Consider the following 26,065-nt stretch of genomic DNA (forward strand, 5'->3'; position numbering starts at 1 on the left):
CCGGGACGACGAGTGGCGGCGGGTGATCCCGGCGGCCCGTCGGCGGGCCGCTCGGGCGACCCGGCCGGGGCGCCCGGGTCCGGGCCGCCGGCCGGCCGGCCGCGCAAGCCGCGCCAGCGAGCCGCCCGCCGGCCGCTGCCGGTGGGGGTCTGGCTCGGGGTCGACGTCGGCACCGTTCGGATCGGTGTCTCCGTGAGTGACCCGGATGGGGTTCTCGCACTACCGATAGGTACGCTTCGTCGCGACGTGTCAGACAACAGCGATCTCGCGCAGCTGGCCGAGCTCGTACACGAACGGCGGGCGGTAGCGGTGGTGGTCGGTCTGCCGATGACCCTCTCGGGTGAAGAGGGTCTGGCAGCCCAGCGGATCCGCCAATACGCACAGTCGCTGTCCGCTCGCGTCGCCCCGATTCCGGTCCGTCTCGTCGACGAGCGGCTGACGACGGCGGCGGCGCATCGCAGAATGGCCGAGCGAGGGCTGAGCTCACGAGCCCGCCGCGGTCTCGTCGACCAGGAGGCAGCCGTGCAGATCCTGCAACACGCGCTGGACGTGCGGCGCGGCGCGCCGCCCGCGCCCGCCGCCGGCGGCCCGACGGAAGATCGGTGAGCGAGCGCTGGGACCTCGACAACGGTGTCGGGGGCGCGGCCGGGTACGGGGGGACTGACCCGTGGGCCGCGCACCGGACGGGCGCACGCCCGGTAGACCCGTTCGCTGTGGAGTCGCCTGAACAGCCGGCCGACATCTCGGTGGGCGGTGGACCGGTTCTGGGCGGATCGCCCGGCGGCCAGCCCGCGGGCGGCCCCACCGGCGGCTACCCGGCGGCCAACGGCGGGTACGGCGGCGACGCCTTCAGCGTCGGCGACCAGGGCTATGGCGCCACGGGGTACCCGGCGGCCACCGCGCCCGCGCCGGCCGCCACCCCGGGGTACAGCGACACCACCGCGGCCTTCTTCGGCTCGGGAACCGGGGTCTGGTCCAGCTACCAGGCACCCGAGGCACCCAGCGGGTACGAGATACCCGGTCCGGCGGTCGCCGCCCCGTATGTCGGCGGTCCCTACCTCGGCGACTCGGCGGCCCAGGGTGCCGACAGCGCCGTCGCCTACACCGAGACGTCCACCGGGTACCACGCCGCGCTCGGCTACTCCGACGGTGGCCAGGGGACCGTGGTGGCAGGGCAGGGCACGCTCGGCGGCGCGCAGCAGGCGGGCTACCAGCAGGCCGGCTACCCGACGGGCTACCTGGAGCCGGTCCAGACCGGTTATCTGGAACCGGTCCAACCAACCGGCTACCTGGAGGCGGTGCCCCAGACGGGGTATCAGGAGGCCGTGCACCAGACCGGCTACCAGGAAGTCGCCCAGCAGACCGGCTACCAGCAGGCCATCGGCTACCCGGACGCCTTCGGGCAGCAGGCGCAGGCCGCTGCCTACGACTACCAGTCCGGCTACCAACAGACCGGGGTCAACCCGTCGACCGGCTCCTTCTCGACCGCCGGCTACCAGCAGGCCGTCCCAGCCGTCGAACAGAGCGGCTACCAGCACGCGGTTCCGGCCGTGGAGCAGAGCGGCTACCAGCAGGCAGTTCCGGCTGTCGAGCACAGCGGCTACCAGCCTGCCGTTCCGGCCGACCAGCAGACCGGCTACCAGGCCGCCTATCCGTCCGGGGCCCATCCCGCGACGGGCGGTCACGTCGTCACCGGTGGCTACGCCACCGAGCAGTACCTCGCCGACCCGTACCCGCGAACCGGTGGTCTCGCCCGGCCGGTCCTGCCCGCGCAGCCGGCGAGCCCGGGCCTGGAACCCGGCTACGCGGCTGTCGTCCCGGCCGGTTACCCCGACGCCGGCTACTCGGCGGCGGTGCAACCGGCCGGCTACGACGCGAGCGGCCAGGCCGCCGCGTTCGGAACCGCAGGCGGCGCCACCCAGGCCGAGGCCTACCCGGCCGACGGCTACCCGCAGGGCACCGGCGGCTATCAGGCCCAGACCGCCCGCTACAGCGACGAGCCCAGGCAGGCCGGCGCCGGCACCGGGCCTCGGCCCCCGGCTGACCTCCCCGCGGCGGGCGCGGTCCCGCCGCCCGCCGCCGAGCCCGGCGAGGGCGGGACCCGCTCGGCCCGGCGCGGCCGGCGCGCCCCCGACCGGCGCACCGAGGCGCTGAACTTCCGGATCGACCCGCCCGAGGACCTTTACGCGCCGGCCGAAGAGGACTACGCCGACGAGCCGCGTGGCCGGTTCGACCAGGTCCCCGCCGCCGCCCCCCGGCGCGCGGGCAGGGCCGGCGCCCGCGGCCAGAACGGTCGGTTCGTCGCCGCGCGCGACCACGCCGACAGCGGGCTGGACGACCTCGAGGACGGCGACGAGGACCGGCTGGACGACAGACCGAACGACAGGGCTCCCCGGTTCGAGCGGCCGCGGCGCGACGACCATGGTGACCGGGCCCGCCGCCGTCGCGCGGCGCCGAAGCTCATCGCGATGCTGCTCGTGCTCGCCGTGCTGCTCGGCGGGGGCATCTACGCGGGCGGCAAGGTGCTCGGCCGGATGACCGGCGGCAAGGCGATCCCGGACTACCCGGGCCCGGGCTCCGGCACCGCCGAGGTGAAGGTCGCCCAGGGCGCGACCGCGACCGACATCGCCGGGACGCTGTTCGCGGCCGACGTCGTCAAGAGCAGGCAGGCCTTCATCACGGCCGCGGCCAACGACCCGAACTCGATGAAGATCCAGCCGGGCACCTACCGGCTGAAGAAGCAGATGACCGCCGTAGGAGCGCTCGCCGCGCTGCTGAACTCGGCCAACTCGATCTACCGGTTCACCCTGCCGCCCGGCCGGACGGCTGACTGGCTGATCACCGAGCTCTCCCAGCGGCTCGGCGTGCCGAAACAGACCTACCAGGACCTCCTCGATCACCCGGCGGGCAAGCTCGACCTGCCGGCCTACGCGAACGGGCACGTCGAGGGCTACCTGCTCCCGTCCACCTACGACCTCGACCCGAAGGCGACGCCCGCGCAGACGCTGAACCTGTTCATCGACGCGTTCAAGGCGCAGGCCGCGAAGATCAATCTTGAGGCGGTCGCGCAGCAGGACGGGATGACGCCGGACCAGATCGTCACCGTCGCCTCCATCATTCAGATGGAGGTGCCGCGCATCGACGACGGCCAGAAGGTGGCCCGGGTGATCTACAACCGGCTCAACGACAAGACGGGCAAGTACCAGAAGCTCGACATGGACTCGACGACCCGGTACGCGGTCCACAAGCCGACCGGGGCGTTGACCCAGAGCGACCTGAACAATCCCAGCCCGTTCAACACCCGCCTGCACACGGGCCTGCCGCCGGCCGCGATCGCGAGCCCCGACCTGTGGGCGCTGACGTCGGCCCTGCACCCGTACACCGGGCCGCAGGGGGCCGACGGGCAGCCGTGGTACTACTTCGTCGCGCTGCCCAAGTCGAATGTCACGATCTTCGCGAGCGAGTCGGAGTGGCCGGCGGCGCACGCCAGGTTCATAGCCGAGGGCGGCGTTGGCTGACCCTGTCCCGGCGGGGCCGCCGGAGGCCGGATCGGGACAGCCCGATCCGGCCGAGGCCCAGCCGGGACGACGGGCGGCGGTGCTCGGATCGCCGATCGGGCATTCGCTGTCCCCGGTGCTGCACCGGGCCGCCTACCAGGCGCTCGGGCTCGACGACTGGTCCTACACGGCCATCGAGACCGACGAGGCCGGGCTGCCGGGCGTCCTGGACGAGGTCCGGTCGCGGGCCGGCTGGGCCGGCCTGTCGCTGACGATGCCGCTGAAGACCGCGGCCGTACCCCTGGTCGACCGCCTCGACGCGAGCGTCGAGGCGGTCGGCGCGCTCAACACGATCGTCGTCGAGCCGGACGGCTCGCTCGCCGGCTACAACACCGACATCGCCGGCATTCGGTACGCCGTCCGCCAGGTCCTCGGCGCGGCCCGTCCCGGCGGGCATGAGGCGCTCCCGGCGGCCCTGGCGCCCGCGCCGCCGGCCGGCGGGTCGGCGCCGCCGCTGGCGGTGCCGCCGGTACGTCCGCTGCTGCTCGGCGCGGGCGGGACGGCGCGGGCCGCCGTCGCGGCGCTCGCCGCGGTCGGGGTGCGCCGGGTCGGCGTGGTCGCCCGTCGCGCGGCGGCGGTCGTCCCGTTGACGGAGATCGGTGCGCGGCTCGGGATCGAGGTCGTCGCGCTGCCCTGGGAGACCATCGCCGGCGGGCTGCCCCGCGGCGTGGATCTCGTCGTCGCGACCACCCCCGCGGGCGTGACCGACCAGCTCGCCGAATGGGCCTGGCCCGCCGGCTGCCCGCTCGTCGAGCTGCTGTACCACCCATGGCCGACGGCGCTGGCGGTCACCGCCTACCGCGCGGGTGCCCGGGTCGGCGGCGGGATGGCCGTCCTCGCGGCCCAGGCGGCCGAACAGGTCACCCTGTTCACCGGCCGGCCGGTCCGGGTCGAGGTCCTGTTGACCGCCGGGACACAGGCCCTCACCCGCCGCGCGGCCGTCGACGCCTTTTCACCGGCCAAGAGCTGAATTCGGCGAGTTCACCCCGGTCGGACGGACCCAGGGCCGGTTCGAAACGACCATGGATGGGCATCGCCCCGATAACGGTCCCCTCACCACAGAAGAGCGCCGGTGAACTCGTACGACGATCTGGATGACAGTGAGCCGGACTACGACGGCTACGACGGGCGCGTTGCCGGCTTTCGCTCGGATGACGGTCGTCGTCGGAGGTCACGCAGAGGCCGGGCGCTGACGAAGCTGCTGGTCCTGCTCGTCGTCCTCGCCGCCCTGCTCGGCGGTGGGATCTACGCCGTCGGCTCGCTGATCCCCCGGATCGGCGGGTCGACAGCCGCGAAGGACTATCCCGGCCCCGGTACGGGCTCGGTCGAGGTCAGGGTGGGCTTCGGCGACAGCGCCACCGACATCGCCACCTCGCTGCACAAGGCCGGGGTGATCGCGAGTACCCGTGCCTTCGTGTCCGTCGCGCGAGCCGACCCGAGGGCGGAGCAGATCCAGCCGGGGGCTTACCAGCTGGCCCGGCAGATGAGCGCGCGGGAGGCCTTCCTGGCGCTGCTCGACCCGGCGAACAACCGCCTGCGGCTGACGATCACTGAGGGGGAGACCGTCCAGCAGGTGCTCAAGGACCTCTCGAAGCGGATGGGCGTGCCGGTCGCGACCTACGAGGCCATCGTGCGCGGCCCGGCCGGGAAGCTCGACCTGCCGAGCTACGCGAACGGCCTGGTCGAGGGCTACCTGTTCCCGGACACCTACCTGCTCGACCCGCGGGCGTCCCCGGCGGAGACCCTGCAGATGTTCATCGGCGAGTTCTCCGACAAGGCGGCCGGCCTCGGCCTGGAAAGCGGTGCGGCCCGGCTCGGTCTCACCCCCGCCCAGGTCGTCATCGTCGCGTCGATCCTGGAGAAGGAGGTCAGGAACCCGCCCGAGTACCCGATGGCGGCCAGGGTCATCTACAACCGGCTGGCCGACCCGAAGGACTTCCCGACGCTCGGGATGGACTCGACGACGCGCTACGCCGAGAACAACTACGAGGGCCCGCTCACCCAGAGCCAGCTCACGTCTGACAACCCGTACAACACCCGCAAGATCAAGGGCCTGCCGCCCGGCCCGATCTCCAACCCCGGCGAGCTGGCCCTGAACTCGGCGCTGAACCCCGCCGCGGGCTCGTGGAACTACTTCGTCTCGATGCCGAACGGCCAGACGAAGTTCGCGACCACCGAGCAGGAGTTCGAACAGCTGCTCGCCGAGTACCACGCCGCCGGCGGGACCGCGGGCGGCTGAGCCGGTACCGTACCCGGACAATCCGTGGCAACAGGCGCTCCGGCGTGCCGCACCGCCGCGGGTGCGCGACGGCGACCGGGGGACAGCGCTCATGGACTACCTCGGCCCGGGTCCGGCGGCGGGTGCGACCGGAGACGGCGGCTGGCTGTTCAGCGTCCTTTACGCCAGCTGGTGGGGCCTGGTCGTCGCCGCGGTTCTCGCGACGGCCGCGGTCGTGGTCGCGGTCAGATTCGGGCCCGAGCTGGTCGGAGCGTTCGAGCCGTACGAGGGTGAGTCCGTACGCAGGGGGATCCCCGGCCGCCTGACGATCGGGCTGGTGACGGCTGTCGCGGTCGTTCTGGTGAGCGAGGCGCTGCGCTGCTCGGACCTCCCGGCGCTGCCCGCCTACCTGTACCTGACCGATGTCGGCGTCGTGCTGGCGTTCGTCGACGCGCGGGTCCACCGGCTCCCGGACGTGATCGTGCTGTCGTCCTACCCGGTTCTCGCTGCCCTGCTCGTTCTCGGTGCTGTCGTCGACAGGTTGACCTGGGGGTTCTGGGGCGACGGTAACTGGGCCATCGGCGCCCAGCTGACCGGAGCCGCCGTCGGAGCGGCCGTGCCACTGCTCTTCTTCGGACTGCTGCATCTGATCCCGCGCAGCGGCCTCGGCCTCGGCGACGTGAAGCTCTCCGGCCTGCTCGGGGCGGCCCTGGGCTGGACCGACGAGATCTACCGCGTCCTGCTGGCCGTCATCCTCGGCATCTTCTCCGCCGGCCTGTGGGCCGCGTTCCTGCTCGTCACCCGTCGGGCCCGCCGCACGGACGCGATCCCGTACGGTCCGCACCTCCTGCTGGGGGCGTTTCTCGCCCTGCTCGCCGGGGCCGTCGGCAGCTGACGACAGCGCCTGCCGGTTCTTGATCGCGGTTTGGGCCCTCGGGTGGTCGTGTTCAAGGCTCGTTCGTGATCGCTTCAGGGCCGAACCGGCGATCTTGGGCACGAAGGTGGTGGGTACCGCGGGCGCGGGTCGGGACCGACGGGGTGCTGGGGGTTCATGATCACCGTGCGTCGGTCGGGGTGGGCGCGGCGCGTGAAAGACTGGGCGGCATGGTGAGGTGGTTGACGGCAGGGGAGTCGCACGGGCCGGCGCTGGTGGCGACCGTGGAAGGCCTGCCGGCGGGGATCCGGGTGACGAGCTCGGACATCGGGGACGACCTGGCGCGCCGCCGGCTCGGCTACGGCCGCGGTGCCCGGATGAAGTTCGAGCGCGACGAGGTCGAGCTGCTCGGCGGGCTGCGCCACGGGGTGAGCCTCGGCGGGCCGGTCAGCATCGTGGTGCGCAACACCGAGTGGCCCAAGTGGCAGAAGGTCATGTCGCCCGACCCGGTCGACCCGGCCGAGCTCGAGGGGCTGGGGCGCAACGCGCCGCTGACCCGGCCGCGGCCCGGCCACGCCGACCTGGCCGGGATGCAGAAGTACGGGTTCGACGACGCCCGGCCGGTGCTGGAGCGGGCGAGCGCGCGGGAGACCGCCGCGCGGGTCGCGCTCGGCCGGGTGGCGAAGGCGTTCCTGGCGCAGGCCTACGGCGTCGAGATCCTGTCGCACGTGCTGTCGATCGGCGCCGTCGCCGTCCCGGCGGGCGCGCCGCTGCCGGCGCCGGGCACGCTCGCGGCGATCGACGCCGATCCCTGCCGGTGCGTCGACGCCGAGACGTCCGCCCGGATGGTCGCCGAGATCGACGCGGCCCAGAAGGACGCCGACACGCTCGGCGGCGTCGTCGAGGTGGTCGTCTACGGCCTGCCGCCGGGCCTCGGCAGCTACGTCATGGGCGACCGGCGGCTCGACGCGCGCCTCGCCGGCGAGCTGATGGGCATCCAGGCGGTCAAGGGCGTCGAGTTCGGCGACGGGTTCGAGACCGCGCGCCGTCGCGGGTCTGCGGCGCACGACGAGATCGAGGTGCTCGCCCCGGAAGGTGGCGTGCAGCGGGTCAGGCGGGCGACCGACCGGGCCGGCGGGGTCGAGGGCGGGATGACCAACGGCGAGGTGCTGCGGGTCCGGGCCGCGATGAAGCCGATCTCGACACTGTCTCGGCCGCTGTCGACCGTCGACGTCGCCACCGGCGAGACCGCCGTCGCGATCGCGCAGCGCTCGGACGTCTGCGCGGTGCCGGCTGCGGCCGTCGTCGCCGAGGCGATGGTCGCGCTGGTGCTGGCCGGCACGGCGCTGGAGAAGTTCGGCGGCGACTCGGTCGAGGAGACCCGGCGCAACTACGAGGCCTACCTCAAGTCACTGACGGTGCTTTCGTGAGCGGCGCCACGACGGTGAGACCGGTGGCGGTTCTGGTCGGCTCGCCAGGCGCGGGGAAGACCACAGTCGGCGCGCTGCTGGCCGCCCGACTCGGCGTGACGCTTCGTGACACCGATGCGGACGTCGAGGCCGCGCTCGGGATGAGCGTGTCCGACGTCTTCATCGAGCAGGGCGAGGACGCCTTCCGGGCCGCGGAGCGCGACGCCGTCGAGGCCGCGCTCGCCGGGCACCCGGGCGTGCTCGCGTTGGGCGGTGGCGCGGTGCTCGCCGAGCGGACGCGGGCGGCGCTCGCCGGGCACACCGTCGTCTACCTCGACGTCGACCTCGCCGACGCGGCCAAGCGGGTCGGCCTGGCCCGGGATCGCCCGCTGCTGGTCGAGGCGCCGCGTACCCGGCTGGCCGTGCTGCTGCGCGAGCGCAAGCCGCTCTACGAGCAGGTGGCGACCATCGTGGTCGAGACCGCCGGCCGCGGCCCCGACGAGATCGTCGACGAGATCCTGGCCAAGCTGCCGACAGGGGGAGCCGAGTGACCGTCACACGGGGCGTGCCCGGGGAGCTGGTCCGGGTGCCGGTGGCGCCCGCGGGGGACCGGCCGTACGAGGTGCTGGTCGGCGACGGCCTGGTCGGGAGGCTGGCCGCCACCGTCGCCGGGCGGACCAGGGCGGCAGTGATCCACCCCGCGGCGCTCGCCACGGCCGCGGCGGCGGTAGCCGCCGACCTGCGCGCCGCCGGCATCGAGACGCACCCGATCCAGGTGCCCGACGGCGAGGCCGCGAAGGAGCTGGCCGTCGCCGGGCGCTGCTGGGACGAGCTGGGCCGGCTCGGGTTCACCCGCGACGACGTGGTGATCGGCTTCGGCGGCGGCACGGTGACCGACCTGGCCGGCTTCGTCGCCGCCTGCTGGCTGCGCGGGGTCGACGTCGTCCAGGTGCCGACCACCGTGCTCGCGATGGTCGACGCGGCCGTCGGCGGCAAGACCGGCATCGACACCGCCGCCGGCAAGAACCTGGTCGGCGCGTTCCACCAGCCGCTGACCGTGCTCTGCGACACGGCGCTGCTGGCCACGCTGCCGCCCGTCGAGGTCCAGGCCGGCCTGGCCGAGGTCGTGAAGGCCGGCTTCATCGCCGACCCGGTGATCCTGGACCTGCTGGACGCGGACCCGACGGGGGCCACCGACCTGCCCGAGCTGATCGAGCGGGCCATCCGGGTGAAGGCCGAGGTCGTCTCCGGCGACCCGCGCGAGGCCGGCCGCCGCGAGATCCTGAACTACGGCCACACCCTGGGGCACGCGATCGAGAAGGTCGAGCACTACCGCTGGCGGCACGGCGCGGCGATCTCCGTCGGCATGGTCTACGCCGCCGAGCTGTCCCGGCTCGCGGCCGGCCTGGACGCGGACGTCGCCGCCCGTCACCGGGAGCTGCTCGTTCGGGTCGGCCTGCCGGTCGGGTACCCGGCGCAGGCCTGGCCCGAGCTGCTCGCCGCGATGCGGGTCGACAAGAAGTCCCGCGGCCGGATGCTGCGTTTCGTCGTCCTGGACGCGCTCGCCGCGCCCCGGCTGCTCGCCGACCCGGACCCGGCCCTCGTCCGCGCCGCGTTCGACGCGGTCGCGACGGCGTCGCAGACCGGGACGACGACGTGACCGCGATCCTGGTCCTGTCGGGGGTCAATCTGGGCCGGCTCGGCAAGCGCGAGCCGGCGGTCTACGGCCGCACGACCTACCCCGAGCTGGTCGCCCAGGTCGAGAAGACCGCCGCCGAGCTCGGCGTCGCCGTCGACTGCCGGCAGACCGACGACGAGGCCACGATGATCGGCTGGCTGCACGAGGCCGCCGACACGGGCGCCGCCGTCGTGCTCAACCCGGGGGCGTGGACGCACTACTCCTACGCGCTGCGGGACGCGGCCGCCGCGCTCACCGGCCCGCTGGTCGAGGTGCACCTGTCCCAGGTCGCGGCCCGGGAGGCGTTCCGGCATGTCAGCGTCATCGGCCCGGTCGCGACCGGCACCATCACCGGCCTGGGCGTCGACGGCTACCTGCTCGCGGTGCGCGCGCTCGCGGCACGCGGCTCGGAGCCGATTCCGGCGAACACGATCCAGTAAGTAAACTCGTCCGCGACCTCGACGACGCGGCTTGCACAGGCCCGCAGTCGGCCTAAATCGACAGAGACCCGTAGTCGGCCTAAATCCGTACAGGCCCGGACCGGGTCCGCATCGGTAGGCCCCCAAGCGGCCTAGATTGGCACAGGAGACACCCCACGTGGCTACCACGAACGACCTGAAGAACGGCCTGACGCTCGACATCGACGGCGTCCTGTGGAACGTGGTCGCGTTCCAGCACGTCAAGCCGGGCAAGGGCGGGGCGTTCGTCCGCACCACCCTGAAGAACGTGCTGACCGGCAAGGTGGTCGACCGGACCTTCAACGCCGGCGTCAAGGTGGAGTTCGCGACCGTCGACAAGCGGGAGATGACCTACCTCTACCGCGACGGCACCGACTTCGTCTTCATGGACAGCGAGTCCTACGACCAGATCCCGGTCGGTCCGGAGGTCGTCGGCACGGTGGCCGACTACATGCTGGAGAACACGGTCGCCACGGTCGCCCTGCACGACGGGGCGGCGCTGTACGTCGAGCTCCCGGCCAGCGTCGAGCTGACGATCTCGCACACCGACCCCGGCCTGCAGGGCGACCGGTCGACCGGTGGCACGAAGCCGGCGGAGCTGGAGACCGGAGCGACGATCCAGGTCCCGCTGTTCGTCACGACCGGCGAAAAGGTGAAGGTCGACACCCGCGACGGGCGTTACCTCGGCCGGGTGACGAGCTGAGCGCCAGGTCCAAGTCCCGCAAGCGCGCGCTCGACATCCTCTACGAGGCCGACCTCAGGTCGACGTCACCGCTGGAGATCCTGGCCGCGCGCTCGGTGCAGAACGACCCGCCGGTCAACGAGTACACCAGTGGCCTGGTCCGTGACGTCACCGAGCACCTGGGCCGGATCGACGGCTTCATCGGCGAGCACGCCGAGGGCTGGACGCTGGAGCGGATGCCGGCCGTGGACCGCAACATCCTGCGGATAGCCGTGCTGGAAATGATGTGGCGGGACGACGTCCCGGACCGGGTGGCCATCGACGAGGCGGTGGAGCTGGCCAAGTCGGTCTCCACCGACCGCTCGCCGGCCTTCGTCAACGGCCTGCTGGCCAGCCTGCTGCACGTCAAGCCGGCCGCCGACTAACGAGAGAAGCGCCCGGTTTTCCCGGTACGCCGCCGATGCGGCGTACCGGGTGGTCCCGGCGCTGATGCCTTGCCCTGCTGTTCTCGTGCTTGCCCTGCTGTGTTGCTCGTTTGCTGAACCGCGTGGCGTGACGTCCGGCGTTAGACGTCGGAGGGGGTGGCCTCCTGGCCGGCCTCCGGGGACAGCACGCCCCAGGAGACGAGCTGCTCGGTCAGCTTGCTCGGGGAGGTGTCGTAGATCACCGCGAGAGACCGCAGGTCCTCGTAGCGGATCGACAGGACACGGCCGTTGTAGTCGCCGCGCTGGCTCTGGATCGTGGCCGCGTACCGGGCGAGCGGGCCGCCCTGCTCCTTGGGGACCTGCGAGAGCCGCTCGAGGTCAAGGACGATGCGGGGAGACTGCTCCAGCGGAGCGACGGTCGAGCCCTCGGGAAGGAGCTCTCCCACCGGCACGCCGTAGAACTCGGCGAGCTCGGACAGGCGCTGAACGGTGACGGCGCGGTCCCCACGTTCGTAGGAGCCCACGACGACGGCCTTCCACCGACCGTGCGACTTCTCCTCCACGCCATGCAGCGAGAGCCCCTGCTGGGTGCGTATTGCCCGCAGCCGAGCACCGAGCGCCTTCGCATAGTCGGACATCGGAGTGCCCACTCCTGTCGTGGTCTGAGTCAGATGGAGCCGAGGGCTCTTGCCGACGGCGGTTACCGATAGTAGTGCCCAGGCGGTTGCGACCTGACATGAGGGGGTCGTGTCGCCTCTTTCTTTGTACCACTTTCTGTAGCCCCGTCGTCGCTCCCGGCGCTACTCCCGTGGGACTTCCGGCTATCGGACCGCCCCGGCCCGCCGTCCTGCAACGGTAACGCCATGTGATGCGGGTTGAACCAGGGCTTGTCGCGTCCGCACGCCCCATCGTCATCCGGATGTGTCGGGTGACCGGACGCACTGGTCTCGTCATCGAGAGTGTGGGCAGCGGCGCGTGAGCGTACCGCCATGACGTCTGCGTGTGCACGCTGCGGCACAGGACGGTGTGACATCTCGCGCCCGCCCGGTAGCCCCGGTCGCGACGGCGGGTAGCGGCAGGGCCTGCTGGTACCGTCTTGCGGACCGCTCCTTTAAGGACCGTCCCGTGAGGCGGGGAAGGAGGGATAGGTGGCTGACGCTGCTCGCCGTAACTACGGCTTCCCGAAAAACCCAGAGGCTGGCTCGCCAGAGAACTCCCCGACCGACCCGCGGGCGCGGATCCCCGGGGATGCCGGCGAGCGGCGCTCTGGCGCCGACGGCACCGCCGCGCCCGGTGGCGCCACGCCCGCTGGCACGGAGCCCGGCTCCGACGCGACAAGCCGCACCGTGCTCGCCGAGGCCGACATCGCCAGGATCGTCAGCCGGATGGCGCACCAGATTCTCGAGAAGACCTCCGGCGGTGCCGACGTCGTGCTGCTCGGCATCCAGACCCGCGGGGTGCCGCTCGCCCAGCGCCTGGCCGGCCGAATCCGCGACGTCGAGGGCGCGACCGTTCCCACCGGTTCGCTGGACCCGACGATGTACCGCGACGACCTGCGGCTGAAGGCGGTCCGCCCGCTGCGGGTGACCGACATCCCCGACGGCGGCATCGACGGCCGCGTCGTCATTCTCGTCGACGACGTCCTGTACTCCGGACGCACCGTGCGGGCCGCGCTCGACGCGCTCGCCGAATACGGCCGCCCGCGCGCGGTACAGCTCGCCGTCCTGGTCGACCGCGGCCACCGGGAACTGCCGATCCGCGCCGACTACGTCGGCAAGAACATGCCGACCTCGCGGCGGGAGACGGTGGCTGTCCGGCTCGCCGAGACCGACGGCACGGACGCGGTGCTGATCCTGGGAGCGAAGCCGTGACGGCGCCACGCGGCCTTCCGGGACAGCCACTGTGGTACGCGCTCCCGCGCGAGAGGGAAATGGCCCGGTGAACCGCCACCTGCTGAGCACCGCCAACCTCAGCCGCGACGACGCGCTGCTCATCCTCGACACGGCCGAGCAGATGGCGCGCCTCGCCGACCGGTCGGTGAAGAAACTGCCGACCCTGCGCGGCCGGACCGTCGTCAACCTTTTCTTCGAGGACTCGACCCGCACCCGCACGTCGTTCGAGGTCGCGGCCAAGCGCCTGTCCGCCGACGTCATCAACTTCTCCGCCAAGGGCTCCAGCGTCTCCAAGGGCGAGAGCCTCAAGGACACCGCGCAGACCCTGGAGGCGATGGGCGCCGACGCGGTGGTCATCCGCCACCCCGCCTCCGGAGCGCCGCACCGGCTGGCCGGCTGGGTCCGCGGCACCGTGCTCAACGCCGGCGACGGCACCCACGAGCACCCGACCCAGGCGCTGCTGGACGCGTTCACGATGCGCCGGCGGCTCGGCCGGGTCGACGGGCTCGCGGTGACGATCGTCGGCGACGTCCTGCACTCGCGGGTGGCCCGGTCGAACGTCTGGCTGCTGCGCACGCTCGGCGCGAAGGTGACGCTGGTCGCCCCGCCGACGCTGCTGCCGCACGCGGTGGCGAGCTGGCCGGTCGAGGTGTCCTATGACCTGGACGCGGTGCTGCCGGCGTCGGACGTCGTGATGATGCTGCGGGTGCAGCGGGAACGGATGTCCGACGCTTTCTTCCCGACCGAGCGGGAGTACAGCCGTCGCTACGGCCTGGACGCCGACCGGGCGGCGAAGCTGCCCGACCACGCGCTCGTCATGCACCCGGGACCGATGGTGCGCGGCATGGAGATCGCCTCCGACGTGGCCGACTCGGTGCGCTCGACGGTCGTCGAGCAGGTGGCGAACGGCGTCAGCGTCCGGATGGCCTGCCTCTACCTGCTGCTGGGCGGCGCGGACGGCCCCGGCGACGAACGGTCCGGCGACCAGCGGCCCCGTGACCAGCGACCCGGTGACCAGGAAGCACCCGAGCACCGGCCACACGAGCAGCGGGAGGTCTCTCGATGACACGCACACCCGAGGCCGCCGACCCGCGGGGCCACGACCTGCGGGGCCACGACCTGCGGGGCCACGGCACCTGGCTGCTGCGTGGCGTCCGGCCGCTCGGCGCCGAGCCCGCGGACCTGCTGCTGGCCGGCGGGCGGATCGCCGAGCGCGGCGCGCCCGGCACCCTCGACGCGGCCGGCGCCGACGTGGTCGACGCGGGTGGGCTCTACGCCCTGCCCGGCTTCGTCGACCTGCACACGCACCTGCGCGAGCCGGGCCGGGAGGACGCCGAGACGGTCGAGTCCGGCACCCGGGCCGCCGCGCTCGGCGGCTACACCACCGTGTTCGCCATGGCGAACACCGACCCGGTGGCCGACACGGCCGGCGTCGTCGAGCAGGTCTGGCGGCTGGGCCGGGACGCCGGGCACTGCGAGGTGCGCCCGGTCGGCGCCGTCACCGAGGGCCTCGCCGGCAGGCGCCTGGCCGAGCTCGGCGCGATGGCCACGTCGGCCGCGGCCGTGCGGGTGTTCTCCGACGACGGCCACTGCGTCGCCGACCCGCTGCTGATGCGCCGGGCCCTGGAGTACGTGAAGGCGTTCGACGGCGTGATCGCGCAGCACGCCGAGGAGCCCAGGCTCACCGAGGGCGCCCAGATGAACGAGGGCGCCTGCTCGGCCCGGCTGGGGATGATCGGCTGGCCCGCCGTGGCCGAGGAGGCGGTGATCGCCCGCGACGTGCTGCTGGCCGGCCATGTCGGCTCCCGCCTGCACATCTGCCACGTCTCGACGGCCGGCTCGGTGGAGATCATCCGGTGGGCGAAGTCGAAGGGCTGGCGGGTCAGCGCCGAGGTGACCCCGCACCACCTGCTGCTCACCGACGAGCTGGCCGCGTCCTACGACCCGGTCTACAAGGTCAACCCGCCGTTGCGCACCGCCGAGGACGTCGCCGCGCTGCGCGCCGGGCTCGCCGACGGCACCATCGACGCCGTCGCGACCGACCACGCCCCGCACGCGCCCCAGGACAAGGACACCGAGTGGTCCGCCGCCCGCCCAGGGATGCTCGGCCTGCAGACCGCGCTGTCCATCGTCATCGACACGATGGTCGAGACCGGGCTGCTCGACTGGGCCGGCGTCGCCGACCGGATGGCGCTCGCGCCGGCCCGCATCGGTGGGCTGCCCGACGTGCCGGTTGACGCGTCCAGTTCGATGGACGTCGGCGCCGCCGCGACGCTGACCCTCGTCGACCCGGCGACGCGCTGGGTTGTCGACCCCGCCGGGTTCGCCAGCCGCAGCCGGAACTCGCCCTACCGGGGGATGACGTTGCCAGCACAGGTGCACGCCACCTTCCGCGCCGGGCGGCCCACGGTGCTCGACGGGAAGGTCGTATGAAGCTGGCCGACGGTCGCGTCCTCGCCGCGGGCGGGGGCTCGGGCCTCCTCGGGGTACGCCTGCTGCTCGTCTTCGGCGTGCTGCTGCTGATCGTCGCGGTGATCGGTTTCCTGCGGCAGGTGTGGCGGCGGCGGGCGACCCGGGACGAGGAGGACCTGCCCGAGCTGCTCTCGCCGCCCGAGGACCCGGGCACCGTCCTCGCCGCTCCCCTGCGCGGGGCGTACCTGGGGACCGCCGACGCGGGCCACTGGCTGGAGTGGTTCTCGGCCAGCGGTCTCGGCGGCAAAGAGGGCAGCTACATCAGCGTGTACGAGTCCGGGGTGCGGGTCGACCGCGCCGGCCGGTCGTTCTGGATTCCGCGGGACGCGGTCCGCGGCGCCCGGTTCGAGCGCGCCCACGTGGGCAAGGTGGCCGCGCCCGGCCGGCTGCTCGTGATCGCCTGGTCGCTGGAGGGCCGGGAGCTGGAGACCGGCTTCCGCGGTGAGGACCGGGCCCGCCAGCCGAAGGTGATGCGCTCGGTGCACGACCTGATCGGCCCGCCGTCGGCGCCGTCCGACGGCGAGATCACCTCGCCGCGCCCGGCCGTGCGCTCGCTGCGCCAGCTGCGGCCGCGTCGTCACCATCCGGCCGGCGTCGCCGCCGGCCCGGGAGCAGGACCCGGCCCCGGCGCGGGGGCCGCGGTCGAGGGCCAGCCGGGCGGCCGCGGCCGCAGCGGGCACCTGGCCCACGCCGGTCGCAGCATCCGGCCGCGCCGGCGGGAACGGCCGCGCTCGCTGGAGCAGGAGATCGCCGACCGGCGCGGCGACGACCCGTACGGCACCGGCCCGCGCGCCGCGGCCCGGCCCGGGGTGGACCCTTACGTGACCAACCCGCGCAACGTGCCGTACGGCACCGGACTCGGCCGGCCGGCCACCGGCGGCACGCCGCAGGGCCCGCCGGCGTCCGGCCGTCCCCGCGTCGCCGGGCCGCCGTCGGCCCCCGGCCGGCAGCCGGGGACCGGGCAGCAGCCGCGCGCCGGCCAGTACCCGCCCGCCGCCGGTCCGCGCGGCGGCGGCGCGCCGCCGTCCGATGGCTACCCGTCGACCGGCCCGCGCGGGGGCAGCCAGTACCCCGCCGACCGGCACCCGGCCGCGCAGCCGACGGCACCGCGGGCCTATCCCGCGCCGGTGGCGCCTCCCGCGCCGCCGGGCGCCTACGGCGCGGGAGGGCCCGGCCAGGGCCATCCCGGCGGCCAGTACCCCGAGCAGCGGCCGGATGCCCGGTATCGCGACTCGGGCCAGTACCCGGCCGCCCGGCACCCGGGCCCGGCTACCGACCGGCGGGTGGACCCGTACGCGAACACCCAGCACCCGCCGACGGGCTGGCGCGACCCGAACGCGGCCAGGCCGGGTGCCTCGGCCCCGGACGACCGATACCCGCCGGCTCCGGGTGACCAGCACCCGTGGGAGCCGGAGGCATATGGGCAGCGGGACCCGTACGCCGACCCCTACGCGGCGGCTGGGCCGGGCGGAACGGCCCCCGGCGAGCCTTACGCGGACCCGTACGGGCAGTACGACGCTGGGCGGCGGCGCCCGCGTCCCGAGGAGTGAACCCGGTGACCGCGGTCGCGGCCGGGAGTGGCGTGGTGAGGACGCGGTTTCGGTGACGGAGCTGGCTGTGACACGGAGCGGGCTGTGACGGAGCAGGGAACGAGGGCACAGGTGGGAGCAGGAGTTCAGGCCAGGCCAGGGCAGCCGGCGGTGCTGGTCCTGGAGGACGGCCGCGCGTTCGCCGGTGAGGCGTTCGGCGCCGTCGGCGAGACGTTCGGTGAGGCGGTGTTCTCGACCGGGATGACCGGGTACCAGGAGACACTGACCGACCCGTCCTACCACCGGCAGGTCGTGGTGATGACCGCGCCGCACATCGGCAACACCGGGGTCAACGACCGCGACTACGAGTCCGAGCGGATTCACGTCGCCGGGTACGTGGTGCGCGAGCCAAGCCGGATCGCGTCGAACTGGCGCTCGCAGCGCGACCTCGGTGGCGAGCTGGCGGAGGCGGGCGTCGTCGGGATCAGCGGCGTCGACACCCGCGCCCTGACCCGCCACCTGCGCGAGCGCGGCGCGATGCGCTGCGGGATCTCCAGCCTCGACGCGAGCGCCGCGGCGCTGCTGGAGAAGGTGCTGGCGAGCCCGGAGATGCTCGGCGCGGACCTCGCGCCCGCGGTGAGCACCCAGGCCCCGTATGTCGTCGCCCCACGCGACGGCGAGCGGCGGTTCCGCGTCGCGGCGCTCGACCTCGGGATCAAGCGCAACACGCCGCTGTCGATGGCCGCCCGTGGCTGCGAGGTGCACGTCCTGCCGGCGACGGCGACCGCCGACGAGCTGCTGGCGATCGAGCCGGACGGCGTGTTCTTCTCCAACGGCCCGGGCGACCCGGCGACCGCCGACTACGCCGTGGCCGCCGCGACCGGGGTGCTGCGGGCCGGGGTGCCGCTGTTCGGGATCTGCTTCGGTAACCAGGTGCTCGGCCGGGCGCTCGGTTTCGGCACCTACAAGCTGACCTACGGCCACCGCGGCATCAACCAGCCGGTCAAGGACCTCGCGACCGGCCAGATCGCCGTGACCAGCCACAACCACGGCTTCGCGGTCGACGCGCCCAGGGACGGGTCATCCGTCGACACCCCGTTCGGCCGGGTGGCCGTCAGCCACCTCGCGCTGAACGACGACGTCGTCGAGGGCATCGCCTGCCTGGACGTCCCGGCGTTCAGCGTCCAGTACCACCCCGAGGCGGCGGCGGGCCCGCACGACGCCAGCAGCCTGTTCGACCGGTTCTGCGAGCTCATGGCCTCGGCCGGGAAGGGTGGTGTCTGATGCCGCGGCGCGATGACCTGCGCAGCGTGCTGGTGATCGGCTCCGGTCCGATCGTCATCGGCCAGGCCTGCGAGTTCGACTACTCCGGCACCCAGGCCTGCCGGGTGCTGCGGGCCGAGGGCCTGCGGGTGGTGCTGGTGAACAGCAACCCCGCGACGATCATGACGGACCCGGAGCTGGCCGACGCGACCTACGTCGAGCCGATCACCCCCGAGATCGTCACGAAGATCATCGAGAAGGAGCGCCCGGACGCGCTGCTGGCCACCATGGGCGGTCAGACGGCGTTGAACACCGCGGTCGCGCTCTACGACGCCGGCGTGCTTGACCGGTTCGGCGTGCGGCTGATCGGCGCGAACATCGACGCGATCCGCCGCGGCGAGGACCGGCAGCTGTTCAAGGAGATCGTCGCGACCGTCGGCGGCGAGACCGCCCGCAGCGCGATCTGCGTGACCGTCGAGGAGTGCCTGGCCGCGGGCGAGGAGTTCTCCTACCCGGTGGTCGTGCGGCCGAGCTACACCCTCGGCGGCGCCGGCAGCGGCTTCGCCCACGACCCCGACGAGCTGGCCCGGATGGCCTCCGACGGCCTGGCGGCCTCGCCGTCGACCCAGGTGCTCGTCGAGGAGTCGGTGCTCGGCTGGAAGGAGTTCGAGCTGGAGCTGATGCGCGACCGCGCCGACAACGTGGTCGTCGTCTGCTCGATCGAGAACGTCGACCCGATGGGCGTGCACACCGGCGACTCGATCACCGTCGCGCCGGCGCTGACGCTCACCGACCGGGAGTACCAGAAGCTGCGCGACCTCGCGATCGCGGTCATGCGCGAGGTCGGCGTCGACGCCGGCGGCTGCAACATCCAGTTCGCCGTCGACCCGCGGACCGGGCGGATCGTCGTCATCGAGATGAACCCGCGGGTGTCCCGGTCCAGCGCGCTCGCGTCGAAGGCGACCGGCTTCCCGATCGCGAAGATCTCCGCGAAGCTGGCGCTGGGCTACACCCTCGACGAGATCCCGAACGACATCACCCGCACCACCCCGGCCGCCTTCGAGCCGACGCTGGACTACATCGTCGTCAAGGTGCCGCGGTTCGCGTTCGAGAAGTTCCCCGGCGCGGACGAGACGCTCACGACGCACATGAAGTCCGTCGGCGAGGCGATGGGCGTCGGGCGCAGCTACGCCGAGGCGCTGCAGAAGGCGCTGCGCTCCCAGGAGCGCCCGGAGCGGGTGTTCTCCTTCACGGCCCCGGACCGCAAGGCGGCCGACCTGCTCGACGAGGCCAGGGTGCCGCGCGACGGCCGGCTGAAGGTCATGCAGCAGGCGCTGCTGGCCGGCGCGACCGCCGACGAGGTGGTCACCGCGACCGGCATGGACCCGTGGTTCGTCGACCAGCTGGTCTTCGTCAACGAGATCGCCGCCGCCACCGCGGCCGCCGGCCCTGAGGACACGCACGCGGTGCGGCGGGCCAAGCGGGCCGGCTTCTCCGACGTCCAGCTCGCGGAGATCTTCGGCACGTCCGAGCTGGACGTCCGGGCCTTCCGGCACGCGCACGGCATCCGCCCGGTGTTCAAGACCGTCGACACCTGCGCCGCCGAGTTCGCCTCGGCCACGCCGTACCACTACTCGGCCTACGACGAGGAGAGCGAGGTCGCCCCGGGGGACAAGCCGCGGGTGATCGTGCTCGGCAGCGGGCCGAACCGGATCGGCCAGGGCATCGAGTTCGACTACGCCTGCTGCCACGCCGTCATGGCGCTGTCGGCCGCCGGCTACGAGACCATCATGGTCAACTGCAACCCGGAGACGGTCTCCACCGACTACGACACCGCCGACCGGCTCTACGTAGAGCCGCTGACGGTCGAGGACGTCCTGGAGGTCGTGCACGCCGAGCAGCAGGCGGGGCCGCTCGCCGGGGTGATCGTCCAGCTCGGCGGCCAGACGCCGCTGGGCATCGCCGCCCGGCTGGAGGCCGCCGGGGTGCCGATCGTCGGCACCTCCCCCGCGGCGATCGACCTGGCCGAGGACCGTGGCCTGTTCGGCGACGTGCTGGCCGCGGCCGGCCTGCCGTCCCCGCCGCACGGCGTCGCGACGTCCTACCCGCAGGCGCACGCCATCGCGGAGCGGATCGGCTACCCGGTGCTGGTCCGGCCGAGCTACGTGCTCGGCGGGCGCGGCATGGAGATCGTCTACGACGACGAGATGCTGCGCGACTACATCGGGCGGGCCACCCAGATCTCGCCCGAGCACCCGGTGCTCGTCGACCGGTTCCTCGACGACGCGGTCGAGATCGACGTGGACGCCCTCTTCGACGGCGAGGATCTCTACCTGGCCGGCGTGATGGAGCACATCGAGGAGGCCGGGGTGCACTCCGGCGACTCGGCCTGCGCGCTGCCGCCGATCACGCTGGGCCGTTCCGAGCTGGACCGGATCCGGGCCTCGACGCTCGCGATCGCCCGGGGTGTCGGGGTGCGCGGGCTGCTGAACGTCCAGTACGCGCTGCAGTCCGACGTGCTGTACGTGCTGGAGGCCAACCCGCGGGCGTCGCGAACCGTCCCGTTCGTCTCCAAGGCGACGGCGGTGCCGCTGGCGAAGGCCGCCGCCCGGGTGATGCTCGGTGCGACCGTCGCGCGGCTGCGCACCGAGGGGCTGCTGCCCGCCTCCGGCGACGGCGCCACGCTGCCGCTGGACTCGCACATCGCCGTCAAGGAGGCCGTGCTGCCGTTCGGCCGGTTCCGGGACGCCGGTGGCCACGGCGTGGACACCGTGCTCGGGCCCGAGATGAAGTCCACCGGCGAGGTGATGGGCATCGACAGCGGCTTCGGGACGGCGTACGCGAAGTCGCAGGCGGCGGCGTACTCGTCGTTGCCGACGTCCGGCCGGGTGTTCGTCTCCGTCGCCAACCGGGACAAGCGGGCGATGATCTTCCCGATCAAGCGGCTGGCCGATCTGGGCTTCACCGTCTACGCCACCGAGGGCACCGCCGCCGTGCTGCGCCGCAACGGGGTGAAGGCCGTGGTACTGGGCAAGCACCGGGCCCCGGCGGACGGCCTGACCGACTGCGTCGACATGATCAGCTCCCGGCAGCTCGATCTGGTGATCAACACCCCCTGGGGCGTCGGGCCGCGGCTGGACGGCTACGAGATCCGGACGGCCTGTGTCTCGGCCGGTGTGCCGTGCATCACGACGATCCAGGCGGCCGCGGCCTGCGTCCAGGGCATCGAGGCGCTCTCGCGTGGGGAGCTCGGTGTCCGACCGTTGCAGTCGTACCACGCGGAGCTGCACGCCACCTGGGCCGCGGCCACGGGCGGTACCGGTCCGCGTGCGGCGGGGGACTGACGGCGGCCCGCATTCGGCCCTGAGGGACACCAGGCCCACAGCTGGCCCCCGCTGGGCACCTGAGACCTGTGGTCGGCCGTAGGAAGGGACAGGGAGCGCGGATGGGCGTCGGGGTGGATGGGGACCTGCGGACCGGGCGGGCGCCGGTGGCGGTCCCCCTGGACACGTCGGACGCGGCGACGGCGCTGCGCTGGGCGCGGGCCGTGGCGCCGCACGTGGCCGTTCTCAAGGTCGGGATGGAGCTCTTCTACCGGGAGGGCCCCGCGGTCGTGGCCGCGCTGCGCGCCGAGGGCCTGCTCGCCGACCCTGGGGAGCCGGGGTCGGCGGACGCGCCAGGGCTGTTTCTTGATCTCAAGCTGCACGACATCCCGGTGACCGTCGCGGGTGCCATCCGGTCGGTCGCCCGGCTGCGGCCCCAGTTCGTCACCGTGCACGCCGCGGGCGGGCCCGCGATGCTGCGCGCCGCCGTCGAGGCCGCGAACGAGGCGGCCGCCGAGGCCGGAACCACGCCCCTCTCCGTCGCCGGGGTGACCGTCCTGACCTCTCTGAGCGAGGCGGATCTCACCACCGTGGGGCTCGCCGGGCCGGCTCTCGACGCCGCGAGAAGGCTCGCCCGACTGGCCGTCGAGGCTGGTGCCACTGCGCTGGTGGCGAGCCCCTGGGAGGCTGAAAAGCTTCGCGAAGAGGTCGGAAACAATGTGACTCTCATCACTCCAGGAGTGCGCCCGGCGGGCGGTGAACGGGCCGACCAGGTGCGTGTCGCAACTCCGGAGGAAGCCCTCGCGGCCGGGGCCGACCTGGTCGTGATGGGCCGCCCGATCACGGGAGCGGCCGACCCGGGAGCCGTCGCCGCCGCCCTCGCGGCGACCCTCGGCCAGCTGCGTTAGGCCGCTGACCTGCGAAAACGCTCCGGCGGGCCCGGCGGGCCCCGCCGCGGTCGCCACGCGGTGCCGTCACAGCGTGGCGGCGCGCTACGAACTGGCCCCGGTCGGTCGCAACCGGTTCGGTCCGGCGCTCCGATGCGCGTTTCGGGGCGGTAAACCCGCTTCAGGGTGAGGTGACCCCCGCTAGACCGGCGCGACAGTCCTCGCTAGGTTGCGCGTCGCGATCACCCCATTTGAGGAGGCGTACCGTGCCCCTGCCGCCCCTGACGCCCGAGCAGCGGGCAGCCGCTCTCGAGAAGGCCGCGCTTGCTCGTAAGCAGCGCGCGGATCTCAAGGAGCGACTCAAGAAGGCGGAGACGACCCTGGCCGCGGTCCTGACCCAGGCCGAAGAGGACGAGGTCGTCGGCAAGATGAAGGTTTCGGCGGTGCTTGAGGCGCTGCCGGGTGTGGGCCGCGTGCGGGCCCAGCGCATCCGGGAGCGGCTCGGTATCAGCCCCACCCGCCGGCTGCGTGGCCTCGGTGCCAAGCAGCGTGCCGCGCTCCTGGAGGAGTTCGGCGCGGCATCCTGACCATCGGCGCCGGCGGCCCGTTCCCGTGTCACAGCGGGGGGCGGGACGGCGGCGGCGGTGACGGGAGTCGAGGTCCTCGGCCAGGTTCACGGCCGAGGACCTCTGGTGGGGTTCTGGCCCGGCGAGAACGCTCGCGTCGCCCGGTCAGGCCCTGACACCGCAAGCAGGCCGGTGCCCGCGGGAGCATCCCAGCAGGATCGGGATACTCCCGGGCCCCGGCCGGGGCAGTCCCTCCTGGCCCGCGTCTCCCGGGCCGCGCCGTAGGCGCGACCCGGGACGCACGGCGCGGCGCCAGGCCCGGGACAACCTGCTTCGCACCGTGACGCGGTCACGGGTGGCCCGGGACGCCGACGGCGGCCCGGGCCGGCGAAGCGCCCCCCGTGCACGCACCTGGACGCCCGCGTCGGCGCCCGGACACCGGGGATCGGGCCGCTGCGGCCGCCGCCGGTGTGAGCTGGCGACCCAGGCCGTCGGTGGACCCCCTAAGGTTGGCCGATGGGACTCACCGTCTTGTCCGGGCCGTCCGGGGTGGGCAAAGGAACCGTCGTCGCCGCCGTGCGCCGGCTTTTCCCCGATGTCTGGGTATCGGTGAGCGCGACGACCCGCTTGCCCCGCCCGGGTGAGACCGAGGGCGTCGAGTACCACTTCGTCGACCGGGACCACTTCGTGCGGATGGCCAAGGACGGCGAGCTGGTCGAGCACGCCGAGTTCGCCGGCAACTGGTACGGCACCCCACGCGCGCCGCTGGAGCGGCGGCTCACCACCGGGCTGCCCGCGCTGCTGGAAATTGAGCTGCAAGGTGCCCGTCAGGTCCGCGCGTCGATGCCGTCCGCCCGCTTCGTCTTTCTCACCCCGCCCAGCTGGGAGGAGCTCGTCCGCCGGCTGACCGGCCGGGGCACCGAGCCGCCCGAGGTCATCGAGCGCCGGCTCGACCGGGCCCGCGTCGAGCTGGCCGCCGAGAAGGAGTTCGACGCGGTCGTCGTCAACGACGACGTCGAGGCCGCCGCGGCGCGGTTGGTATCCTTGATGACTGACTCATGACAGGCGTTGCTGTGCCGCCCGCGGGGGGCAACCCCCCGCACCCTGGATACACCGCATTTCCGGCAGCACGGCATTTCCTGAGGCACCGCACCCCCGAAACACGCATTCCCGCGCGACCGGAACTCCGTTCGGTGTCGCCCGCCCCACACTCGTGACCGGCCGATCGCAAGCCGATCGGCCCGTCCCACCGGAAGGAACACCTTGTCCGGTACGCCGGCCCAGCCCGAGGGCATCACCAACCCGCCGATCGACGAGCTGCTCGAGGCCACCGACTCGAAGTACAGCCTGGTGATCTACGCGGCCAAGCGAGCCCGCCAGATCAACGCCTACTACTCCCAGCTCGGCGAGGGCCTGCTGGAGTACGTCGGCCCGCTGGTGGAGCCGACCAGCGCCCAGGAGAAGCCGCTGTCGATCGCGCTGCGCGAGATCAACGCGGGGCTGCTCACGCACGAGGCGGCTCCCGAGTCGCTGCCGCCCGTCTCCTGACGGTGTCCGGCGCAGCGCCGGGCGGCGGCCGCCCGCGCGTCGTCCTCGGGGTGGCCGGCGGCATCGCCGCCTACAAGGCGCTGGAGGTGCTGCGCCGGCTCACCGAGACCGGGCATGACGTCCGGGTGGTCCCGACGCCGGCCGCGTTGCGGTTCGTGGGCGAGACGACCTTCGCCGCGCTGTCGGGCCACCCCGTCCACACCGATGTCTGGGCCGACGCCGACGAGGTCGCCCACGTGCGGATCGGCCGTGAGGCGGACCTGGTGCTCATCGTGCCGGCGACCGCCGACCTGATGGCCAGGGCCGCGGCCGGGCGCGCCGACGACCTGCTGACCGGCACGCTGCTGACCGCCCGCTGCCCGGTCGTCTACGCCCCCGCGATGCACACCGAGATGTGGGAGCACCCGGCGACGAGGGCCAACGTCGCGACGCTGCGCGAGCGGGGCGCGGTCGTCATCGACCCCGCCGTCGGCCGGCTCACCGGGCCCGACTCCGGCGCCGGCCGGCTGCCCGAGCCCGCCGAGATCGCCGCCGTCGCCCGCGCCGTGCTCGCCCTCGGGCCGCGGGCCGCGAGCCCCGACCTGGGCGGCCGTCACGTCGTCGTGAGCGCCGGCGGCACCCGGGAGCACCTCGACCCGGTGCGCTTCCTCGGGAACTCCTCCAGCGGCCGACAGGGCTACGCGCTGGCTCGCGCCGCCGTCGCCCGCGGCGCCAGGGTGACGCTCGTCGCGGCGAACGTCGCGCTGCCCGACCCGGCCGGCGCGGGCGTCGTGCGGGTCGTCTCGGCGCTCGACCTGCGGGACGCCGTACACGCGGCGGCGGCCGACGCCGACGTGGTCGTCATGACGGCGGCCGTCGCCGACTTCCGCCCGGCCAAGCGGGTCGACCACAAGATCAAGAAAGAGGCCGGCGTCCCGGCTCCGGTGGAGCTGGAGGCGAACCCGGACGTGCTCGCCGAGCTGGTCGCCACCCGGGCCACCCGCCCGTCCGGGCAGCTGCTCGTGGGCTTCGCCGCGGAGACCGGCGGGCCGGACGGCGACGTGCTCACCCTGGGCCGGGCGAAGCTGGCCCGCAAGCCCGCGGACCTGCTGGTCGTCAACGAGGTCGGCGCCGGTCTCGGCTTCGAGGTCGACCACAACGCCGCGGTGGTCCTGGGATCCGACGGCTCGACGACCACGATCGAGCGCACCACCAAGGACCTGCTGGCCCATCGCGTCCTGGACCTCGTGGCCGCCCGGCTGCGGCGAGATATTTCACGAGTGTGAGCGGCGCTGGGCGCGAGAG

The 26,065-nt window shown here is 73.5% G+C and carries 23 protein-coding genes; 22 read left to right on the top strand and 1 reads right to left on the bottom strand.

Annotation, left to right across the window (positions count from 1 at the left end; translation table 11 throughout):
- Positions 1-12 precede the first annotated feature (12 nt).
- The 11 genes from ruvX (at position 13) to nusB (ending at position 11,301) form a co-directional block, all read left to right on the top strand.
- Complete coding sequence (gene ruvX, locus FRAEUI1C_RS08250; protein ID WP_013422841.1) at positions 13-606, top strand: Holliday junction resolvase RuvX; 594 nt, start codon at positions 13-15, stop codon at positions 604-606.
- Positions 603-3,518 (top strand): endolytic transglycosylase MltG, encoded by a 2,916-nt coding sequence (mltG, locus tag FRAEUI1C_RS36010; protein ID WP_013422842.1) that lies wholly within the window; start codon positions 603-605, stop codon positions 3,516-3,518. Before ruvX ends, mltG (FRAEUI1C_RS36010) begins: the two co-directional genes overlap by 4 nt.
- Before the next feature lie 79 nt (positions 3,519-3,597).
- Positions 3,598-4,527, top strand: a complete 930-nt coding sequence (locus tag FRAEUI1C_RS08260) for a shikimate dehydrogenase family protein (protein ID WP_013422843.1) — start codon at positions 3,598-3,600, stop codon at positions 4,525-4,527.
- 102 nt (positions 4,528-4,629) lie between these two features.
- Positions 4,630-5,796, top strand: a complete 1,167-nt coding sequence (gene mltG, locus FRAEUI1C_RS08265) for an endolytic transglycosylase MltG (RefSeq protein WP_013422844.1) — start codon at positions 4,630-4,632, stop codon at positions 5,794-5,796.
- A gap of 91 nt (positions 5,797-5,887) precedes the next feature.
- Positions 5,888-6,670 carry a prepilin peptidase gene (locus FRAEUI1C_RS08270; RefSeq protein WP_013422845.1) on the top strand — a complete coding sequence of 261 codons (783 nt, stop codon included), beginning with the start codon at positions 5,888-5,890 and terminating at the stop codon, positions 6,668-6,670.
- A gap of 209 nt (positions 6,671-6,879) precedes the next feature.
- Complete coding sequence (gene aroC / locus FRAEUI1C_RS08275) at positions 6,880-8,079, top strand: chorismate synthase (RefSeq protein WP_041259051.1); 1,200 nt, start codon at positions 6,880-6,882, stop codon at positions 8,077-8,079.
- A gap of 23 nt (positions 8,080-8,102) precedes the next feature.
- Positions 8,103-8,609: a shikimate kinase gene (locus tag FRAEUI1C_RS08280; protein WP_368411186.1), complete on the top strand. Its 507-nt coding sequence runs from the start codon at positions 8,103-8,105 to the stop codon at positions 8,607-8,609.
- Complete coding sequence (gene aroB / locus FRAEUI1C_RS36015) at positions 8,606-9,718, top strand: 3-dehydroquinate synthase (RefSeq protein WP_013422848.1); 1,113 nt, start codon at positions 8,606-8,608, stop codon at positions 9,716-9,718. Before FRAEUI1C_RS08280 ends, aroB begins: the two co-directional genes overlap by 4 nt.
- Positions 9,715-10,176 carry a type II 3-dehydroquinate dehydratase gene (gene aroQ / locus FRAEUI1C_RS08290; protein ID WP_013422849.1) on the top strand — a complete coding sequence of 154 codons (462 nt, stop codon included), beginning with the start codon at positions 9,715-9,717 and terminating at the stop codon, positions 10,174-10,176. The genes aroB and aroQ overlap by 4 nt, the downstream gene beginning before the upstream one ends.
- Before the next feature lie 157 nt (positions 10,177-10,333).
- Positions 10,334-10,897, top strand: a complete 564-nt coding sequence (gene efp / locus FRAEUI1C_RS08295) for an elongation factor P (protein ID WP_013422850.1) — start codon at positions 10,334-10,336, stop codon at positions 10,895-10,897.
- Positions 10,894-11,301, top strand: coding sequence for a transcription antitermination factor NusB (gene nusB / locus FRAEUI1C_RS08300; RefSeq protein WP_013422851.1), 408 nt, complete (start codon positions 10,894-10,896; stop codon positions 11,299-11,301). The genes efp and nusB overlap by 4 nt, the downstream gene beginning before the upstream one ends.
- 140 nt (positions 11,302-11,441) lie before the next feature.
- Here the strand turns inward: nusB and bldD are convergent, their stop codons facing one another.
- Entirely contained in the window at positions 11,442-11,939 is a 498-nt protein-coding gene (gene bldD, locus FRAEUI1C_RS08305) for a transcriptional regulator BldD (protein WP_013422852.1), read from the bottom strand.
- Positions 11,940-12,449: 510 nt separating this feature from the next.
- Between bldD and pyrR the strand changes: the two genes are divergently transcribed.
- The 11 genes from pyrR to coaBC all read left to right on the top strand — a co-directional run bounded on the left by pyrR (position 12,450) and on the right by coaBC (position 26,046).
- Positions 12,450-13,172 carry a bifunctional pyr operon transcriptional regulator/uracil phosphoribosyltransferase PyrR gene (gene pyrR / locus FRAEUI1C_RS08310; RefSeq protein WP_013422853.1) on the top strand — a complete coding sequence of 241 codons (723 nt, stop codon included), beginning with the start codon at positions 12,450-12,452 and terminating at the stop codon, positions 13,170-13,172.
- 67 nt (positions 13,173-13,239) lie between these two features.
- Positions 13,240-14,259: an aspartate carbamoyltransferase catalytic subunit gene (locus tag FRAEUI1C_RS08315; protein ID WP_013422854.1), complete on the top strand. Its 1,020-nt coding sequence runs from the start codon at positions 13,240-13,242 to the stop codon at positions 14,257-14,259.
- On the top strand, positions 14,256-15,626 hold the full coding sequence (locus tag FRAEUI1C_RS08320) for a dihydroorotase (RefSeq protein WP_013422855.1): 1,371 nt from the start codon (positions 14,256-14,258) through the stop codon (positions 15,624-15,626). Before FRAEUI1C_RS08315 ends, FRAEUI1C_RS08320 begins: the two co-directional genes overlap by 4 nt.
- On the top strand, positions 15,623-17,215 hold the full coding sequence (locus FRAEUI1C_RS40125) for a PH-like domain-containing protein (RefSeq protein ID WP_013422856.1): 1,593 nt from the start codon (positions 15,623-15,625) through the stop codon (positions 17,213-17,215). Before FRAEUI1C_RS08320 ends, FRAEUI1C_RS40125 begins: the two co-directional genes overlap by 4 nt.
- Before the next feature lie 111 nt (positions 17,216-17,326).
- Positions 17,327-18,478 (top strand): glutamine-hydrolyzing carbamoyl-phosphate synthase small subunit, encoded by a 1,152-nt coding sequence (gene carA, locus FRAEUI1C_RS08330; protein ID WP_049806851.1) that lies wholly within the window; start codon positions 17,327-17,329, stop codon positions 18,476-18,478.
- The gene (gene carB, locus FRAEUI1C_RS08335) at positions 18,478-21,801 is read left to right on the top strand and encodes a carbamoyl-phosphate synthase large subunit (RefSeq protein ID WP_013422858.1); all 3,324 of its coding nucleotides are present in this window, start codon (positions 18,478-18,480) and stop codon (positions 21,799-21,801) included. Before carA ends, carB begins: the two co-directional genes overlap by 1 nt.
- A 101-nt stretch (positions 21,802-21,902) precedes the next feature.
- Positions 21,903-22,688 (top strand): orotidine-5'-phosphate decarboxylase, encoded by a 786-nt coding sequence (pyrF, locus tag FRAEUI1C_RS08340; protein WP_013422859.1) that lies wholly within the window; start codon positions 21,903-21,905, stop codon positions 22,686-22,688.
- Positions 22,689-22,933: 245 nt separating this feature from the next.
- A complete protein-coding gene (gene mihF, locus FRAEUI1C_RS08345) occupies positions 22,934-23,254 on the top strand; it encodes an integration host factor, actinobacterial type (protein ID WP_013422860.1) in 321 nt (106 codons plus the stop codon).
- Between the two features lie 495 nt (positions 23,255-23,749).
- Entirely contained in the window at positions 23,750-24,295 is a 546-nt protein-coding gene (gene gmk, locus FRAEUI1C_RS08350; RefSeq protein WP_013422861.1) for a guanylate kinase, read from the top strand.
- 201 nt (positions 24,296-24,496) lie between these two features.
- Positions 24,497-24,781, top strand: coding sequence for a DNA-directed RNA polymerase subunit omega (gene rpoZ / locus FRAEUI1C_RS08355; RefSeq protein ID WP_013422862.1), 285 nt, complete (start codon positions 24,497-24,499; stop codon positions 24,779-24,781).
- Positions 24,782-24,783: 2 nt separating this feature from the next.
- The gene (gene coaBC, locus FRAEUI1C_RS08360) at positions 24,784-26,046 is read left to right on the top strand and encodes a bifunctional phosphopantothenoylcysteine decarboxylase/phosphopantothenate--cysteine ligase CoaBC (protein WP_013422863.1); all 1,263 of its coding nucleotides are present in this window, start codon (positions 24,784-24,786) and stop codon (positions 26,044-26,046) included.
- Positions 26,047-26,065 lie beyond the last annotated feature (19 nt).

The sequence above is a fragment of the Pseudofrankia inefficax genome (genome assembly GCF_000166135.1).
GTDB lineage: Bacteria > Actinomycetota > Actinomycetes > Frankiales > Frankiaceae > Pseudofrankia > Pseudofrankia inefficax.